This is a genomic window from Mesorhizobium sp. BAC0120 (assembly GCF_033542235.1).
GTDB lineage: Bacteria > Pseudomonadota > Alphaproteobacteria > Rhizobiales > Rhizobiaceae > JAWRCU01.
Genome location: NZ_JAWRCU010000003.1, coordinates 564,473 through 582,009, shown reverse-complemented (window position 1 = coordinate 582,009; position 17,537 = coordinate 564,473). Strand labels below are relative to the sequence as shown.

Below are 17,537 nucleotides of genomic sequence, written 5' to 3'. Positions count from 1 at the left end.
TGTCCTCGTATCGTGCCGCGGGGTGTCGAATCGCTCAGCCGAAACGGCCGGTGATGTAATCCTGCGTCCGCTTTTCCCGAGGCGAAGTGAATATTTTCTCGGTCTGGTCGAACTCCACCAGCTCGCCGAGATACATGAACGCGGTCTTGCTCGACACACGCGCTGCCTGCTGCATGTTGTGAGTGACGATGACGATCGTGTATTCGCTGCGCAGCTCGTCGATCAGCTCTTCGATCTTCGCGGTCGAGATGGGGTCCAGCGCCGAGCAGGGCTCGTCGAACAGGATGATTTCGGGCTTTACCGCGACCGTCCTCGCGATGCAGAGCCGCTGCTGCTGGCCGCCCGAGAGGCTGAGGCCGCTTGCATGCAGCTTGTCCTTCACTTCGTTCCACAGCGCGGCGCGCTGAAGCGCCTGCTCGACACGCGCATCCATTTCGGACTTGGACAGCTTTTCATAGAGCCTGACGCCGAATGAGATGTTCTCGTAGATCGACATCGGGAAGGGCGTCGGCTTCTGGAAAACCATGCCGATCATTGCCCGCAGCAGATTGAGATCCTGGGAGCGGTCGAGGATATTCTTGCCGTCGACGACCACTTTCCCTTCGGCACGCTGATTGGGATAAAGCTCGTAGATGCGATTGAAGACACGCAGAAGCGTCGATTTCCCGCAGCCGGACGGTCCGATGAACGCGGTCACGCTCTTCGCCGGCAGGGCCAGCGAAATGCTCTTCAGCGCTCTCGTCCCGCCATAGAAGAAGTCCAGGTTTTGCACCTCGAGCTTCGGGGCGGCGACGGATTGTTCGGGGGAAAGAGTAAGTTGATCGGGAGACAACATCTGGCTCATCTTTCCTCTCTGCGTCCTGTGAGACTGCGGGCGGTGATGCTCAACGTAAGCACCGCAATCGTGATGATCAGTGCGCCGGTCCACGCCAGCTGCTGCCATTCTTCATAGGGGCTCAGCGCGAACTGGAAGATTGTAACGGGCAGGCTGGCCATTGGAGCGTTGAGATTGGCGCTCCAGAACTGATTGTTCAGGGCCGTGAAGAGTAGCGGCGCCGTCTCGCCGGAGATTCGGGCAATCGCAAGAAGTATTCCGGTGATGATGCCCGAGAGAGCAGCCCGGTAGGCGACGGAGCGGATCACGATCCAGCGCGGCGCCCCGATTGCCGTGCCCGCCTCGCGCAGTGCATTAGGCACCAGCAGAAGCATGTCTTCGGTGGTGCGCACGACCACCGGAATGACCAGCAAAGCAAGTGCGCAAGCGCCGGCGATAGCCGAGAAGTGACCCATCGGCCTCACAAGCAACTCGTAGATGAACAGCCCGATAACGATCGAGGGGGCCGAGAGGAGAATGTCGTTGATGAAGCGCACCGCGACCGTCAGCTTCGAGAAACGTCCATACTCGGCCATGAAGGTGCCGGCCAGGATCCCGATCGGGGTTCCTACAACCACTGCGATGATCGTCATCGCGACGCTGCCGGCGATCGCGTTGAGCAATCCGCCGGCCTCGCCGGGCGGCGGGGTCATTTCCGTGAACACTGCCAGCGAAAGCCCGGAGAAGCCCTTGTAGAGCAGAGCGCCTAGGATCAGCGCCAGCCAGGCAAGCCCGATGCCCGCCGCTAGCGTGCACAGCGTCATCATGACTGCATTCTTGGCTTTGCGACGGTTGTAGATGGCGGGGGACATGGTCAGGCTCCGGCTCGGCGCTCGATCCGCATCAGCATGAAGCGGGCGGCGGCAAGAATGAGGAACGTGATGACGAAAAGGATCAGGCCGAGAGCGATCAGGGATGAAGTATAGAGCTCGCCATCGGCTTCGGTGAACTCGTTGGCGATGGTCGCCGAAATGGTTGTGCCGGGTGCAAAGAGCGAGGCGCTGATGCGATGCGCATTGCCGATCACGAAGGTCACGGCCATGGTCTCGCCCAACGCTCGGCCAAGCGCGAGCATCACTCCGCCCATAATGCCAATGCGCGTGTAGGGAATGACGACGCGGCGTGTGACCTCCCAGGTCGTGCAGCCGATCCCGTAGGCGGACTCCTTGAGCACGGGCGGCACCGTCTCGAACACGTCCTTGGTGATCGAACTGATGAAGGGCAGGATCATGATCGTGAGGATCAGCGCCGAGGTCAGAAGCCCGATGCCGTAAGGCGGGCCGGCGAAAAGGCTGTTGAGGCCCGGAACGCCGTGAAACAGGTTGATGATGAAGGGCTGTATCGTGGTCTGCAGGAAGGGCGCGAAGACGAACAGGCCCCAAATGCCATAGATGATCGACGGGATACCTGCGAGCAGCTCGATCGCGATGGCGATCGGGCGCCGGAGCGATCGTGGGCAGAGCTCGGTCAGGAAAACGGCGATGCCGATACCGATCGGGACAGCGATGACGATCGACAAGGCGGCGGTCACGACCGTGCCATAGATCGGGGCGAGCGCGCCGAACTTTTCGGTCACCGGGTTCCAGCTTTCAGTAACCAGGAAGGCCGCGCCGAAGGTGGACAGTGCCGGCCAGGAACCTATGACCAGCGAGATTGCAACGCCGCCCAAAATCAGGAGAACGAGGATGGCGGCAGCGCGCGTAAGGGTTCGAAAAAACGCATCAGTGGTAGCGAAGCGCTGGACGGTGGCCTCTCTGGCCCGGGCTGCGACCGATGGTGCTGGCATGGCTTCGGATGCGATGGTCATGTAGCCCCCTTGCTGAAGAACAGGTGGAGGGCGCCTAGCTCGCGCCCTCCACGCTAAGGAGATTACATGGCCGAGTAAACCGGCTTGCCGTTGGCGTCTACGACGTCCTTGGCCCACATCTCTTCGACGCTCTTGACGACCGCATCCGGCATCGGGACGTAGTCGAGTTGCGCGGCCATCTCGTCGCCCTTGGCGTAAGACCAGGCGAAGAACTTGAGCGCTTCGGCGGTGGCGGCCGCGTCATCGGGCTTCTTGTAGACCAGGATCCACGTCGCCGAGGTCATCGGCCAGGTTTCGGCGCCCGGCTGGTTGGCAAGGATGACGCCGTAGCCCGGCTGCGAGTTCCAGTCGGCATTCGCGGCGGCAGCGGAGAACGCAGCAGCGGTCGGCTCCACCTTCTTGCCGTCCTTGTTGATCATGTCGGCGTAGGTGAGCTTGTTCTGCTTGGCATAGGCATATTCGACATAGCCGATCGCGCCGACCGTCTGCGCGACGTTGTTGGCGACGCCCTCATTGCCCTTCGCGCCGATGCCGACCGGCCACTCCAGCGCCGTGTTGACGCCGACCTTGTCCTTCCAGTCGGCGCTCACGTCTGCGAGATAGTAGCTGAAATTGAAGGTCGTGCCCGAACCGTCCGAGCGGTGCACGACTGCGATCGCAGTATCGGGCAGCTTGACGTCGGGGTTCAGCTTCTGAATCGCAGCGTCGTTCCAGGTTGTGATCTTGCCCTGGAAGATGTCAGCCAGCGTTGGTCCATCGAGAACCAGCTCGCCGGGCTTGATGCCTTCGAGGTTGACGACGGGCACGATGCCGCCCATGACCATCGGGAACTGGGCTAGCCCGATCGACTCCAGATCCTCGCCCTTCAGCGGCGCGTCGGAGGCGCCGAAGGTGACGGTCTTCGCCTTGATCTGCTTGATGCCGCCGCCAGAGCCGATCGACTGGTAGTTCAGTCCGATGCCGGTCTCTTTCTTATAGGCGTCCGCCCATTTGGCGTAGATCGGATAGGGGAAGGTCGCGCCGGCGCCGGAAATATCCGCGGCCGTGGCCAGTGAAGCAGTGAAGCTGGACGATGCGATGGCAATGGCCACCGCCGCCGAGCGGATGAAGTGTTGCATGTCGCCTTACTCCCGTTTTCGGAATTCAGTGAGGACGCCCTTGCGGCACCTCGGGGGAAGGCCATAAACATGCTATGTTACAGTTGGATGACAGTTTTGTGTCGCTGAGATAAAGCTTTCCGATGGCTCGCCGACACCATCTGGCAAGCTGGACCGGCTGTCGGAATAGCCCCTTGCTTTCAGCATCTTGCTCGAGCAGCCGGCTAAGTGGGCGGCTTTCACCGATCGTCATGACATCCTGAATATGTGATCGCCGCCGGGCAGCGGGCGCCGGCGAGCGCCCGCTCACCAACCAACGAAGTCGCCGCTCAGGCCAGTCTGGCGTCGAGCGAGACGTTGATCGCGCCAAGCGCTCTCGACACCGGGCATTCCGCCTTGGCCTTGTTCGCGAGTTCGCTGAACTTTGCCGGATCGAGCCCGGGCACGGTGCCGACGAGGGTCAGCGCACTACCGGTTATTCCGGTGCCGGGCACCAGCGTCACCACTGCCTTGGCATCGAGCTTGGTCGCCGGCGTGCCGTTCTCGGCGAGAAAGTGCGACAGCTGCATGGCGAAGCAGCTGGCGTGTGCCGCCGCGATCAGCTCCTCGGGGTTGGTTCCGGACTTTCCGCTTTCGTCCTCGAAGCGAGTCTTGAACGAATAGGGCAGCTCGGCAAGCGCGCCGCTCTGAGTGGTGATCGTTCCGGTGCCTTCCCTGAGATTGCCTTTCCAGACGGCTGTTGCGTTACGGTCCATAATTACGTCTCCCTGTTGATCAGAAGGCCGTCGAGCGGCGGCAAGCTCAATATAGGGCCGGTGCTTGGCCCGGTCATGCTGCGCAACGGACAGTTTGCCTTTTGCCGCGCGGGCTGGCTTCGGAGCGCCACAGCCCCCCGCGACAGAAAGGCAAACCGATCCCTGCACCCATTCTCAGATCGCCTCGCCCTTCAAAAGCCGTGGCGACGGGCCGGAAAGTCCGGCGGCCTGCCGGATGAAAAACTCCTTCAGCCTCGGCATGCGGTCGACGAAGCCGAGGCCGACATCGCGGATTGCTCTTACAGGAGCAAGATCGTTGGAGAAGAGGCGATTGAGAACGTCTGTCGTGACGCCCATCTGCACGGTATCGAAGCGGCGCCAGCGCTGATAGGCTTCCAGCACGTCGATAGCGCCGATGTCCCGGCCGAGCCGGTCTGCCTCGACGATCGTCTCGGCAAGGGCCGCAGCATCCTTGAAGCCGAGATTGAGGCCCTGGCCAGCAATCGGATGGATGCCGTGCGCCGCATCGCCTGCAAGCGCGAAACGCGGCTTCACGAAATCGCGGGCAAGGGTGAGCGCCAGCGGCCAGGCGCGCGGCTTGCCCTCGACGCTGATCTCACCGAGCTTCAGCCCGAAGCGCTGTTCCAGTTCCGCTTCGAACAGGAACGGGTCCGCCGCCACGAGCTTGTCGGCGTCCGCGCTGCGTTCGGTCCAGACGATTGACGACTTGTTGCCCGGCAGCGGCAGGATCGCGAACGGCCCGGCCGGCAGGAAGTGTTCCTCCGCCCGGCCATTGTGCGGTCGTTCATGCGCAACCGTGCAGACGATTCCCGACTGCCCGTATTCCCATCGCACCGTCTTGATGCCGGCCATGTCCCGCAACCGCGAATTGACACCGTCGGCCGCGACGAGGAGCATGGTTCTCAGCGTGGCGCCGTCGGCGAGATGGACCGTTGCGCCGCCTGGCTCGACCGTGAACGCCTCGACCGCTACGCCCTCGATGATGTCGATGCCGAGCGCGGCAGCACTGCGACGCAGCGCGCCGTTCAGGGTACGGTTGTAGACCATATGCGCGAATGGCTCGCCGGGCGCGACCTCCCCGCCGAAGGTCAGAAACACGGGCCGAACGGGATCGCCCATGCGCGAATCGGTGATGATCATCTCAGTGATCGCCTGTGCCTCGGCCTCGATCTCGGCCCAGCAGCCGAGCCGGTCCAGCATGCGGCAAGCGGCCGCTGCGACGGCCGAGGCCCGGCCGTCGCGCTCCCACGCGCCTTCGGGCGCGGCGTCGACCAGCGCGACCCTGAGGCTGGGGCGCGCCGCGCGGATCGCAACCGCCGTAGCAAGCCCGACATAGCCGGCGCCGGCCACCAGCACGTCGAGGTGGCTCTGCTCGCCTTCCCTGGTCGACCTCATGCGCGGCATTCGATCATCCTTTCGCGCTTCTCGCCTGCCTTGACTTGACCAGCCTTCCGGTCGAAATCGTGAGTCCTTTGTTTATAGCAGGTTCTCGTCGCAAAACGTGGGACACTTTGCCGAGCCTGCGTGGCCTGAAAGGACGGAGACTATGTCGCCAGCCATGCAGGAGCTGCTCGACATACTCGACCTCGAGCGGCTCGAACACAATCTCTATCGTGGTCGCAGCCCGCGCACGAGCTGGCAGCGCGTCTTCGGCGGGCAGGTCGTCGGACAGGCGCTGGTCGCGGCGCAGCGCACGGTCGATGCCGACCGGCACGTGCATTCACTGCACTCGTATTTCATGCTGCCGGGCGATACGACCGTGCCGATCGTCTACGAGGTCGAGCGGTTGCGCGACGGCCGCTCCTTCACCACCCGTCGCGTCACCGCAATCCAGCACGGCCAGGCGATCTTCTCGCTCGAGTGCTCGTTCCAGCTGGACGAGGGTGGTCTCGACCACCAGCTTCCGATGCCGCTCGATGTGCCCCACCCGGACACTCTGATGGACGTCCGCGAACTGATCGCCACTTTCGGCGACCGAGTTCCCGACAACATTCGCCGGTACTGGCAGCGCGACCGGCCGATCGAGATGAAGCCGGTCATCCTGGAACACTATACGAGCCGAGAAAAACTGCCGCCGGTTCAGCAGATCTGGATTAGGTTCACCGGCCCGGTTCCCGATGACCGCGCCACGCGCTCGGTGGTCCTGGCATATCTTTCGGACATGACGCTGCTCGACACCTCGACCTTTGCGCATGGCCGCGTCGTCTTCGACCCGGACATCCAGGCTGCAAGCCTTGATCACGCAATGTGGTTCCATCGACCGCACAATCTCGACGGGTGGTTGCTTTACTCGCAGGACAGCCCATCGGCATCCGGCGCGCGCGGCTTCACCCGCGGCCTCATTTTTGCGCAGGATGGCACTTTGGTAGCCTCCGTTGCACAGGAAGGGCTTATCCGCCTGCGCCGACTGCCAAACTCTTAGGCAGTTTTCCAGTTTTGCCTAACAGTTAGGCATTTTGCTTTTGCGGCGTCCGGAAAACGGCCGGGGTAGGCAGGCTGTTTCCGTTTATTTCCAAGAGATTAGGGCAGCCTCCGGCGATCTGGCACGGAGCTTGAATCACGCTGAACACTTTGCGGCGATCCAACGACCGCGGCGAGGGCACGAAACGCGGGGAGCCTGCAACGGGGAGCCGCATCAGCAAAGGGTGAAACCTCATGAAAATCGTGATGGCAATCATCAAGCCGTTCAAGCTCGACGAGGTGCGCGAAGCGCTCACCGGCGTCGGGATTCAGGGCCTGACCGTCACCGAAGTCAAAGGCTACGGGCGGCAGAAGGGACATACCGAGATCTATCGCGGGGCCGAATATGCGGTGAGCTTCCTGCCGAAGATCAAGATCGAAGTCGCGGTGCCCTCCGACCTCGTGGACAAGGCGGTCGAGGCAGTCGTCGGAAGCGCGAAGACCGGCCAGATCGGCGACGGCAAGATCTTCGTGCTGCCGATCGAGCATGCGGTCCGCATCCGCACAGGCGAAACCGACACCGATGCGCTTTGAGCCCAGAGCTTTCAGGAGAAATCTGATGAATATCCGAACTTCAGTGAAGACAGGGGCGAGGATGGCCCTTCTGAGCGCCTTCGCGCTCAACGCGTTGGGCACGCTGGCGGCTTTCGCGCAGGAAGCCGCCCCTGCCGCCGCCGCGCCCGCTCCTGCGCTCGACGCCGGCAATACTGCGTGGATGCTGACCTCGACGGCTCTGGTGCTGATGATGACGATCCCGGGCCTTGCCCTGTTCTACGGCGGCATGGTTCGCAAGAAGAACGTGCTCGCGACGGTCATGCAGAGCTTTGCCGTCACCTGCCTCGTCACCCTGCTCTGGTTCATCGTCGGCTACTCGCTCGCCTTCTCGACCAACGGCAGCGAAGCGCTGAACCCCTACATCGGCGGCCTGTCCAAGTTCTTCCATAGAGGCATCACCGTCTCGACACTCTGGGCCCCGGGTGTGGCCAACATCCCGGAATTCGTCTTCTCGATGTTCCAGATGACCTTCGCGATCATCACCCCGGCGCTGATTGCCGGCGCTTTCGCGGAGCGCATGAAGTTCTCGGCGCTGCTGCTCTTCATGGGTCTGTGGCTGATCTTCGTCTATGCGCCGATCGCCCACTGGGTGTGGGGCGGCGGCTTCCTCGGCGGGGCTGGAGTGCTCGACTTCGCAGGCGGCACGGTCGTTCACATCAATGCCGGGGTGGCCGGCCTGATGTGCGCGCTGGTGCTCGGCAAGCGCCAAGGCTACGGCCAGGTCAACATGGCTCCGCACAATCTCGTGCTGTCGGTGATCGGCGCTTCGCTGCTGTGGGTCGGCTGGTTCGGCTTCAACGCCGGCTCCGAGCTCGCAGCGGACGGCCTTGCCGGCGCAGCCATGATGAATACCCAGGTCGCGACCGCCGGCGCGGCGCTCGCCTGGATGTTCTCCGAGTGGATCGTCGCCAAGAAGCCGAGCGTGCTCGGCATCATCTCGGGAGCGGTCGCCGGCCTGGTCGCCGTCACTCCGGCATCCGGTTTCGTCAACCCGACCGGTGCGCTGGTGATCGGCATCGTTGCCGGCATCCTCTGCTACTTCGCCGCAGTCAAGGTGAAGCACATGTTCGGCTATGACGACTCGCTCGACGCTTTCGGCGTGCACGGGGTCGGCGGCATCATCGGCGCGCTGCTCACCGGTGTCTTCGCGGATGCGGCGATCAACCCGCTCGGCGCGAACGCCTCGGTGCTGACGCAGATCTACGGCATCGTCTTCACGATCATATGGACGGCGATCGCGACGCTGGTCATCCTCTACGTCGTCAAGGCGCTGGTGGGACTGCGCCCAACCCAGCAGGAGGAGGTCGAGGGCCTCGACATCACCCTGCACGGCGAGGTCGTACAATAAAGGATATGGCGCGGCCGCTCAGTCGGCCGCGCCTAACTCGGGACAGCCTCCCAAGCGTCCGCTCACCCGCCCTCCCGAGGGCGGGTTTCTCTTATTTGAGCAGCCGTCCGGATGGGGTCAGCTGCGTCGGCCGGCCGCCTGCCTGGCGCGCTTGACGAGGCTTTCCGCGGACTCGTCAGAAGAGCGGGCGCCCAGCACAAGGCCGGCCATCAACGCAATGATGAGAAGGCCGACTGTGGCAACCGCTGCCGGGTGATCGTAGGCAGCTCTTTCGACCGCCCTCGCTTGCCGGCGGAAGCCGGGAACGATGCGCTGGGAAACATCGGAGAGATAGTCCGAAAACGTATCACCGGCATTCTCGTAAAAATCCGAGCTGCGCCTGCCGACGGCCTTCTTCAAAGCCGCCAATTCTTGTCTGAGGGAGCTGACCTGCTCCGCCAGGTCCACGTCCATCAATCCATGCTGTGCCATCTTAGAACCTCTGAGCGGGAGATGGTTCAACGGTCGGCATAGGCAAAGAGTTCCGAGAGGAGGGCAATAGGGCAATAGGGCAATAAGGCAATAGGGGGAATAGGGGAGTGGACTGCACTGAGGCAGCGCGGCAGTCTTCCCCCTACCGCCCTATTGCCCTATTGCCTTACCGCCCTATTCCCCTGCTGCCCTACCGGCAGCACCATGGTTAATGCTGCCTTAACCCTCACCAAATAGTCTGATTCCGAATCCGCGAGCGCCGGAAGTCCGTGCTGAGCGGCGTTCCTTCACGGGGTTTGAAGCATGCGTTCCGGGCTCTCCGCACCTTTGGCTCTTGCCGACGACGACCACGGCCTGCGCGCCTTTCTGCGCCGCCAGGCGGGCCGTGCGGCGGGCCTGGCGCTGCTTGCAGGAGTGGCTTTCACGCTCGCGGCACTCGGCACCTGGAATGTCGATGACCCGAGCTTCAGCCATGCGACGGACAACCTCGTCACCAATGCCGCCGGCTATCCGGGTGCGGTGGTGTCCGACCTGCTTATGCAGTTCTATGGCCTCTCCTCGGTCGCGGCCCTCGTCCCGGCGGTGATCTGGGCGTTCTTCTTCGCTACCGCGCGCGGCGTCGACCGCATGGCTCGGCGTGCCGCCGCCTGGTTCGGCGCCTCGCTGCTTTTTGCCGCGATTGCCGGCTGCCTGACGCCGCCGCCGACCTGGCCGCTGCCGACCGGCCTCGGCGGCGTGTTCGGCGACATGGTGCTGAGGATTCCGCATCTCTTCAGCGGCACCTATCCCGGCGGCTTCCTCGCCATGTTCGTTGCGGTCGTGTTCGCCGGACCGGCGCTCGCGCTGTTCGCCTATGGCTCGGGCCTCGTCGCACGCAGGAGCGGGCCGGCCATTTCCGGGAATCGCCGCCGCCCTGCCCGGGAGGAAGAGGAGATCGAAGAGGAGGACGACAATGGCGGCGCGCTGGCTCTCGGAGCCCTTGTGCATCTGTGGCTGTCCTTCACCTCTTTCCTGCGCCGCTCGTTCGCCCACTACCGCGAGGACCGCCGGCGCTTGGACCGCGATGACGATTTCGCGCCGGCCGCTCCCGTCGCCCGCGCATCCAGCCGCAGCCGCGGCCCGGGCGAGCGCATCGAGCCGGGATTCGAGCCCGAAATACCCTCGGTCAGCCTCGACGACGACCTCGATATATCCGAGGAGATGCTCGACGATGAGGAGGAGCAGCGGGCCCCTCGGCCTCGAGCATCAGCGAATCAAGGGCACGTCCAGAATTTCCGGTCGCCGTCCAGCCAGCGTGTCGGCGACCCCGCGCCGCGGCCGGTCCAGGGCGCACGCGTCCAGCGCGAGGCACAGACCTCGCTGCTCGGCTCAGGCCACTTCGAAATGCCGTCGCTGCATTTCCTCGCTGAGCCGAAGAGCGTCGGCCGCGATCCGAGCCTGTCGAAGGACGCCCTGGAGCAGAACGCGCGGCTCCTGGAAGGCGTGCTCGAGGATTTCGGCGTCAAGGGCGAGATCATCCATGTCCGTCCCGGCCCGGTCGTCACGCTTTACGAGTTGGAGCCGGCGCCAGGCATCAAATCGTCGCGCGTGATCGGACTTGCCGATGATATCGCCCGCTCGATGAGCGCGATCGCGGCCCGCGTCGCTGTCGTCCCCGGCCGCAACGCAATCGGCATCGAGCTTCCCAATGCCAAGCGCGAGACGGTCTATCTGCGTGAGCTGCTGGCGAGCCGCGATTTCGAGCAGACCAAGGCCAAGCTGGCGCTGGCGCTCGGCAAGACGATCAACGGAGAGGCGGTGACCGTCGACATCGCCAAGTTTCCGCATCTGCTGGTTGCCGGCACCACCGGCTCCGGCAAGTCGGTCGCCATCAACACCATGATCCTGTCGCTGCTCTACCGGATGAAGCCGGAGGAGTGCCGGCTGATCATGATCGACCCGAAGATGCTGGAGCTCTCGGTCTATGACGGCATCCCACACCTCCTCACGCCTGTCGTCACCGACCCGAAGAAGGCGGTCGTCGCGCTCAAATGGACGGTGCGCGAGATGGAGGACCGCTATCGCAAGATGTCCAAGGTCGGCGTTCGCAACATCGAGGGCTTCAATGCGCGCGTGGCGGCTGCGAAGGCCAAGGGCGAGCGCGTCTCGCGCACCGTGCAGACCGGCTTCGACCGCGAGACCGGCGAGGCGATCTACGAGACGGAGGACCTCGATCTCGAGCCGATGCCGTTCATCGTCGTCATCATCGACGAGATGGCCGACCTGATGATGGTCGCCGGCAAGGATATCGAAGGCGCGGTGCAGCGTCTGGCGCAAATGGCGCGCGCCGCGGGCATCCATGTCATCATGGCCACGCAACGCCCGTCGGTCGACGTCATCACCGGCACGATCAAGGCCAACTTTCCGACCCGGATCTCCTTCCAGGTGACCTCCAAGATCGACAGCCGCACCATTCTCGGAGAGCAGGGCGCGGAGCAGCTGCTCGGCATGGGCGACATGCTCTACATGGCCGGCGGCGGCCGCATCCAGCGTGTGCACGGGCCGTTCGTATCGGACGACGAGGTCGAGAAGGTCGTGGCGCACCTCAAGCTGCAGGGCGCGCCCGAATATCTCGATGCCATCACCGCCGATGACGAAGAGGAGGGAGACGACGATGCGCCACGCGGAGGCGGGGGCGGCGGCGGCAACTTCGAGGATTCGGAAGATCCATACGATCAGGCGGTGGCCGTGGTGCTGCGCGACGGCAAGGCGTCCACCAGCTATATCCAGCGGCGGCTGGGCATCGGCTACAATCGCGCCGCCTCGATCATCGAGAGAATGGAGAAGGAAGGTATCGTCGGCCCTGCCAACCACGCCGGCAAGCGCGAGATCCTGGTGCCGACCGAAGAGGATAAGTTCTGAAGGCGGCCGCTCGGGTTTGCCATGAAAGAGCGCAATGTCGGCCCAACTGCCGACAAACTGACGGGTTAGCGGAACCATAATCTGGTTGGAACGTAGTTGGGACGAAGCTTGATGAGCAGCACGAAAACCATGGCGACGAAGGCAGACGGGGCGGTCGATCCGCTGCGGCGGGCAGTGCTGGGCATCGGGCTTGCCGCTTTCGGCGCGTTGCTGGCAGGCGTTGCATCTTCCGATCTTGCTCTGGTCAAACCTGCCGCGGCACAGGTCTCGGCGACGGCACAAAAGATCGCCGACCACTTTTCGAGCGTGCAAACCATGGCCGGCGAGTTCGTTCAATTCGGGCCGCGCGGCCAGCAGACCGGCGGGAAGTTCTATATCCAACGACCCGGCAAGCTGCGCTTCAACTATGACAAGCCGAATTCCACCACCGTCGTCTCCGACGGCAGGTCCGTGGTGATCGAGAACGTCAGGCTGAAGACTGCCGACCTTTACCCGCTGTCGAGAACGCCGCTGAAGCTGCTGCTCAACGACAGGATCGATCTTTCCGCGGCAAGCGTGGAGAGCGTCAAGGAGGAAGACGACCTCACCACGATTCGGCTTGTCGACAGGTCGGTGTTCGGCAACGCCAAGATCACCATGATGTTCGATCCGAAGTCCTACGACCTGCGCCAGTGGACCATCACCGACGCCCAGGGCAAGGACACGACCGTGATGATCTACAACGTCAAGCAGGACGTGCAGCTCGACCCGAAGCTCTTCAAGATCAACACGCAGCACCTGCAGGAGTTCGGCAGGCACAACACGCGCTGAGCATCCGCCGGCTTGCCTGAGAGGCGTCAGTTTCCCCCCCGTTCTCGATGGCTTCATTTCCCGGCCTTGTAAATCACCACCTGGGCTGGCAGTTTCCGGGGGCTTCTGACCTCCGGAAAATCTTGAATGCCCCTCACCATCGCAACGTGGAACATCAACTCTGTTCGGCTGCGTTTGCCGATCGTCGAGCGCCTGCTCAGCGAACGCGCGCCCGACGTGCTCTGCCTGCAGGAGACCAAATGCCCGGACGAGCTGTTCCCGCATGCCGCCTTCGAAGAGCTAGGCTATCGCCATATCGCGATCAGCGGCCAGAAGGGCTATCACGGCGTCGCCACGGTCTCGCGGCGGCCGATCGAGGTGGTCGAGAAGCGGCAGTTCTGCGGGATTCCCGACTGCCGCCACCTTGCCACGCGGCTCAGCGCCGGCGGCATGGACATACTTCTTCACAATTTCTACGTACCGGCGGGCGGCGACGAACCCGACCCGGACATCAACCCGAAATTTCGCCACAAGCTCGACTTCGTCCAGGAGATGCGCGCCATCCGCGCCGAGTGGAACGTGGCCGCCGCGTCGATCCTGGTCGGCGATCTCAATATTGCGCCGCTCGAGCATGATGTCTGGTCGCACAAGCAGCTGCTCAATGTCGTCAGCCATACGCCGGTCGAGACAGAGGGCTTCGAGGCGATGCGCAGGGACGGCGACTGGGTGGACCTGATGCGCCAGGTCGTACCGGCGGACCAGAAGCTCTACACCTGGTGGAGCTATCGCGCGCGTGATTGGTCCCTCTCCGACCGCGGCCGCCGGCTTGATCATATCTGGTCGTCCCCGAACATCTCTGCCCGGCTCACCGGGATCGACATCCTGCGTGAGGCGCGCGGCTGGGATAAGCCTTCGGACCACGTGCCGGTCATCGCGCGGTTCGACATCGAGGGCTGATGTGCAACAAGCCTATGCTGTTCTCCTGCTGACGACCCTGTTCTGGGGCGGCAATGCTGTCGCCGGCAAGCTCGCGCTCGGCCATGTCTCGCCATTGCTGCTCAATCTGGGGCGATGGGGTTTCGCTTTTGCGATACTCTACATGATCGGCCGGAAGCAGCTCTTCGCAGACTGGCCGGCCATCCGCCCCAAGCTACCGCTGCTTGCCTTGCTCAGCGTATTGGGCTTCACCGCATTCAACGTCGCGCTTTACAGCGCGCTGAACTTCACCTCGGCGATCAATGCCAGCATCGAACAGGCCGGCATGCCGATGCTGATCCTGATGCTCAATTTCATTCTGTTCCGACTGCATGTCACTGCAGGGCAGATCATCGGTTTCCTGCTGTCGATCGCCGGCGTGGCGCTGACGGCAAGCCATGGCGAACCCATGCGCCTCCTCGATCTCGACCTCAATGTCGGCGATGCGCTGATGCTTGTCGCAGTCGTCGTCTACAGCATCTACACGATCGCGCTGCGTTACCGCCCGCCCGTCCATTGGCTCAGCCTGATGATCGTGCTCACGGGCGCGGCAACCATTTCCGCGATTCCCTTTGCCGCTGCCGAGCCCGCGCTCGGCGGCGGAGGCCTGCCCGACGCCAGCGGCTGGGCAATCATTGCCTTTGCCGCTATCTTCCCGTCGATTCTGTCGCAGGCCTTCTATATCAGAGGCGTCGAACTGATCGGCGCCAACCGCGCGGGCCTCTTCATCAATCTGGTGCCGATCTTCGGGACGCTGCTGTCCATCATTCTTCTCGGCGAGGATTTCCACACCTACCATGCCGTCGCCCTGGCGCTGACGCTCGGCGGGATATGGCTCGCTGAAATAAGCGGTAAGAAGGCGGCCGAGCAGACCGGCTTGCGTTGAAGGATCGCCAGAAGACGAATAATCTTGGTGCTTAGTCGGCGAAACTAGAGACGAAGCTCAGATGCCTGGCGATGCGGACGTTCAATCGAGGGCGCTCGGTGGCAGACAAGCCGTCCTCTTTCGGGCGCTGCGGGGTTGGAGCGGCAGAGATCTTGGCGCAGATGTTGCCGCCGGGCTGACATTGGCGGCAATTGCAATACCGGAGCAGATGGCGACCGCGCGGCTCGCCGGCCTGTCGCCGGATGCAGGCTTCTTCGCTTTCATCGCCGGCTCGGTCGCCTTTGCCGCTTTCGGCGCGAACCGCTACCTTTCCGTTGGGGCCGATTCCACCATCGCGCCTATCTTCGCCGGTGGGCTGTCGCTGGTCGCGGCCTCGGGTTCGCCGCACTATGTCGAGCTCGCGGCCATGCTGGCCCTCATGGTCGGCGCGATCGTGCTTGTCAGTGGCTTGCTTCGGTTGGGCTGGATCGCCGACCTCCTGTCGGTGCCGGTGACGGCCGGCTTCCTGGCCGGCATTTCTGTGCACATCGTCATTTCGCAGCTGCCGGATCTGCTCGGGCTGCCGCAAGCCAGCGGCAGCGTTTTCGATCGTGTGGCGGCGGTGGCCTCAGCGGCCGCTCAGATCAGTGCGCCCAGCCTCGGTCTCGGCCTCGCGGTTTTCCTGGTCGTTCTGGCGGCCGAGCGCATCAGCGCCCGCATTCCGGCAGCGCTGATCGGCATCGTGCTGGCGACACTGGCTGTAATCGCCTTCAATCTCAAATCGCGAGGAGTTGCCGTGCTCGGTGCGCTTCCCGAGCCCTCGCTAGCTGTCGGCCTGCCGAAGGTCGCATTCGAGGATCTGCGCACACTGGCGCCGCTGGCGCTGCTGATCTCCTGGGTCGTGATCGTTCAGACCGCAGCGACGACACGTTCATTTCCCGGGCGAGCGGGTCCTCCCGACGTCGATCGGGATTTCGTCGGGGTCGGCACCGGCAGCATCGCCGCCGGGTTGCTCGGTGCTTTCGCCGTGAATGCCAGTCCGCCACGCACCGCCATCGTCAGCGAAACCGGCGGGCGCTCGCAGCTGAGCGGTCTGCTTGCCGCCGCGATCGTCCTTCTGATCGCGCTGTTCGGCGCTACCCTTCTTGCAAATGTTCCCCAAGCCGCCTTGGCGGGCATCCTGTTCTTCGTCGCATTCCGCATCCTGCGCTGGCAGACCTTCATCGGCACCTTCCGTCGGGCACCGATCGAGTTCGCACTCATCGTGATCACCGCCGTGGCAATCATTGCGCTGCCGATCGAGGTCGGCGTCGCGACCGGCATCGGCCTGTCGCTGTTACACGGGGTCTGGAGTACCACCCAGGCGAAGCTCGTCGAGCTCGAGAGGGTGCCCGGCACATCCATTTGGTGGCCGCCGGGCAGCGCCCCCGGTGGCGAGCGAGTCGATGGCGTGCTGGTAGCGGCTTTCCAGGCGCCTTTGTCTTTCGTCAATGCCGAGCGCTTTCGACAGGAGCTGCAGGCCATGGCCGCAGCCCGCCGCAGCACGCTGCGACTGGTCGTGCTGGAAGCGAGCAACATCGTGGATATCGACTATACCGCAGCGGGCGCGCTCACCGATGTGATCGCTTATTTCCGCGGCTCGGGTGTAGGCTTCTCGATCGCGCGGCTGGAGTCCGTGCGTGCGCAAGCTGCTCTGGTTCGTTTCGGGATCGCCGAGCAGCTTGGCAAGGACGGCATCTTCCATAGCGTCGAAAATGCCGTCGCAGCCTGGTCACGAGGTGCCGCAAATCCCTCTGACGCGGTCCCGACCGCATGACAAAGGCGCTATTGTCGCGCCTAGATGTTGGATCGCTGCCCTGGCTGGGATGAGCGTGAAGCGGGCCTGCGCTTTGATCTGAGATTCCAGCGTGCTATCATGATAGCACATAGGACCACGGGAACGAGCGATGGCGCAACTGCTCATTCGAAAGATCGATGAAGACGTGAAGGAGAACCTGCGTCAGCGGGCGAAACGTCACGGCGTTAGCATGGAGGAGGAAGCACGGTCGATCCTGCGCGCGGAACTGCTCAAACCTAAAAGCGAGGAGTACGGCTTGGGTTCGAAAATCGCCGCGCTGTTTCGCGACATTCCCGATAATGACGAGCCGTTCGAATTCGAACTCAAGGGAACCGTGCGCCCGGCGACCTTCGACGAATGATCGTCCTGGATACGAATGTCCTTTCGGCCCTGATGAGACCGGAGGGGAACGAGCCGGCGGTCGAGTGGGTCAACCGGCAACCGGCTGCGCTACTGTGGACGACTTCGATCTCGCTCATGGAAATCCGAATCGGGCTGCATCTCATGCCGGAAGGCACGAGGCGGAACAAACTGGTAAGCGGCTTCGATATATTGCTTGGAGGACCGTTGCGGGACCGCATCTTGCCTTTTGATGCCGAGGCGGCTGAAGCTGCGTCGAAGATCGCCGCTCTCCAAAAACGGCGCGGCTTCAATATCGAAATCGGCGATCACCAGATTGCCGGGATCATTGTTTCTCGAGGCGCCTCACTCGCGACTCGCAACGTGAAGGACTTTGCCGGACTCGACCTTGTGATCCTAAATCCATGGCAGGGATGACGGGC

The 17,537-nt window shown here is 63.3% G+C and carries 17 protein-coding genes; 10 read left to right on the top strand and 7 right to left on the bottom strand.

Annotation, left to right across the window (positions count from 1 at the left end):
* Positions 1–34: 34 nt before the first annotated feature.
* From pstB to SAZ10_RS09650, 6 genes are all read right to left on the bottom strand, one after another.
* Positions 35–844: a phosphate ABC transporter ATP-binding protein PstB gene (gene pstB, locus SAZ10_RS09675; protein ID WP_318608989.1), complete on the bottom strand. Its 810-nt coding sequence runs from the start codon at positions 842–844 to the stop codon at positions 35–37.
* Complete coding sequence (gene pstA, locus SAZ10_RS09670; protein ID WP_412535183.1) at positions 841–1,686, bottom strand: phosphate ABC transporter permease PstA; 846 nt, start codon at positions 1,684–1,686, stop codon at positions 841–843. The genes pstB and pstA overlap by 4 nt, the downstream gene beginning before the upstream one ends.
* Positions 1,687–1,688: 2 nt before the next feature.
* On the bottom strand, positions 1,689–2,681 hold the full coding sequence (gene pstC / locus SAZ10_RS09665) for a phosphate ABC transporter permease subunit PstC (protein WP_318608988.1): 993 nt from the start codon (positions 2,679–2,681) through the stop codon (positions 1,689–1,691).
* 62 nt (positions 2,682–2,743) lie between these two features.
* Positions 2,744–3,799: a phosphate ABC transporter substrate-binding protein PstS gene (pstS, locus tag SAZ10_RS09660; protein ID WP_318608987.1), complete on the bottom strand. Its 1,056-nt coding sequence runs from the start codon at positions 3,797–3,799 to the stop codon at positions 2,744–2,746.
* A gap of 308 nt (positions 3,800–4,107) precedes the next feature.
* Positions 4,108–4,533 carry an OsmC family protein gene (locus SAZ10_RS09655; protein ID WP_318608986.1) on the bottom strand — a complete coding sequence of 142 codons (426 nt, stop codon included), beginning with the start codon at positions 4,531–4,533 and terminating at the stop codon, positions 4,108–4,110.
* 174 nt (positions 4,534–4,707) lie between these two features.
* On the bottom strand, positions 4,708–5,949 hold the full coding sequence (locus SAZ10_RS09650; protein WP_318609130.1) for a ubiquinone biosynthesis hydroxylase: 1,242 nt from the start codon (positions 5,947–5,949) through the stop codon (positions 4,708–4,710).
* A gap of 151 nt (positions 5,950–6,100) precedes the next feature.
* Between SAZ10_RS09650 and tesB the strand changes: the two genes are divergently transcribed.
* The 3 genes from tesB to SAZ10_RS09635 all read left to right on the top strand — a co-directional run bounded on the left by tesB (position 6,101) and on the right by SAZ10_RS09635 (position 8,917).
* Positions 6,101–6,976, top strand: a complete 876-nt coding sequence (gene tesB, locus SAZ10_RS09645) for an acyl-CoA thioesterase II (RefSeq protein ID WP_318608985.1) — start codon at positions 6,101–6,103, stop codon at positions 6,974–6,976.
* 233 nt (positions 6,977–7,209) lie between these two features.
* On the top strand, positions 7,210–7,548 hold the full coding sequence (locus SAZ10_RS09640) for a P-II family nitrogen regulator (RefSeq protein WP_318608984.1): 339 nt from the start codon (positions 7,210–7,212) through the stop codon (positions 7,546–7,548).
* Between the two features lie 61 nt (positions 7,549–7,609).
* Entirely contained in the window at positions 7,610–8,917 is a 1,308-nt protein-coding gene (locus SAZ10_RS09635) for an ammonium transporter (protein ID WP_412535195.1), read from the top strand.
* Between the two features lie 117 nt (positions 8,918–9,034).
* Here the strand turns inward: SAZ10_RS09635 and SAZ10_RS09630 are convergent, their stop codons facing one another.
* Positions 9,035–9,388, bottom strand: a complete 354-nt coding sequence (locus SAZ10_RS09630) for a hypothetical protein (protein WP_318608982.1) — start codon at positions 9,386–9,388, stop codon at positions 9,035–9,037.
* A gap of 303 nt (positions 9,389–9,691) precedes the next feature.
* Here SAZ10_RS09630 and SAZ10_RS09625 point away from each other — a divergent pair, with 303 nt between their 5' ends.
* The 7 genes from SAZ10_RS09625 to SAZ10_RS09595 all read left to right on the top strand — a co-directional run bounded on the left by SAZ10_RS09625 (position 9,692) and on the right by SAZ10_RS09595 (position 17,532).
* Entirely contained in the window at positions 9,692–12,289 is a 2,598-nt protein-coding gene (locus SAZ10_RS09625; protein ID WP_318608981.1) for a DNA translocase FtsK, read from the top strand.
* 111 nt (positions 12,290–12,400) lie between these two features.
* Positions 12,401–13,099, top strand: a complete 699-nt coding sequence (locus SAZ10_RS09620) for an outer membrane lipoprotein carrier protein LolA (protein ID WP_412535182.1) — start codon at positions 12,401–12,403, stop codon at positions 13,097–13,099.
* Between the two features lie 126 nt (positions 13,100–13,225).
* Positions 13,226–14,035, top strand: coding sequence for an exodeoxyribonuclease III (locus SAZ10_RS09615; RefSeq protein ID WP_318608980.1), 810 nt, complete (start codon positions 13,226–13,228; stop codon positions 14,033–14,035).
* Between the two features lies 1 nt (position 14,036).
* Positions 14,037–14,939, top strand: coding sequence for a DMT family transporter (locus SAZ10_RS09610; RefSeq protein WP_318608979.1), 903 nt, complete (start codon positions 14,037–14,039; stop codon positions 14,937–14,939).
* Positions 14,940–15,000: 61 nt separating this feature from the next.
* Positions 15,001–16,734 (top strand): SulP family inorganic anion transporter, encoded by a 1,734-nt coding sequence (locus tag SAZ10_RS09605; RefSeq protein WP_318608978.1) that lies wholly within the window; start codon positions 15,001–15,003, stop codon positions 16,732–16,734.
* Between the two features lie 130 nt (positions 16,735–16,864).
* Positions 16,865–17,116, top strand: coding sequence for a FitA-like ribbon-helix-helix domain-containing protein (locus SAZ10_RS09600; protein WP_318608977.1), 252 nt, complete (start codon positions 16,865–16,867; stop codon positions 17,114–17,116).
* Entirely contained in the window at positions 17,113–17,532 is a 420-nt protein-coding gene (locus SAZ10_RS09595) for a type II toxin-antitoxin system VapC family toxin (protein ID WP_318608976.1), read from the top strand. The genes SAZ10_RS09600 and SAZ10_RS09595 overlap by 4 nt, the downstream gene beginning before the upstream one ends.
* Positions 17,533–17,537: the final 5 nt, after the last annotated feature.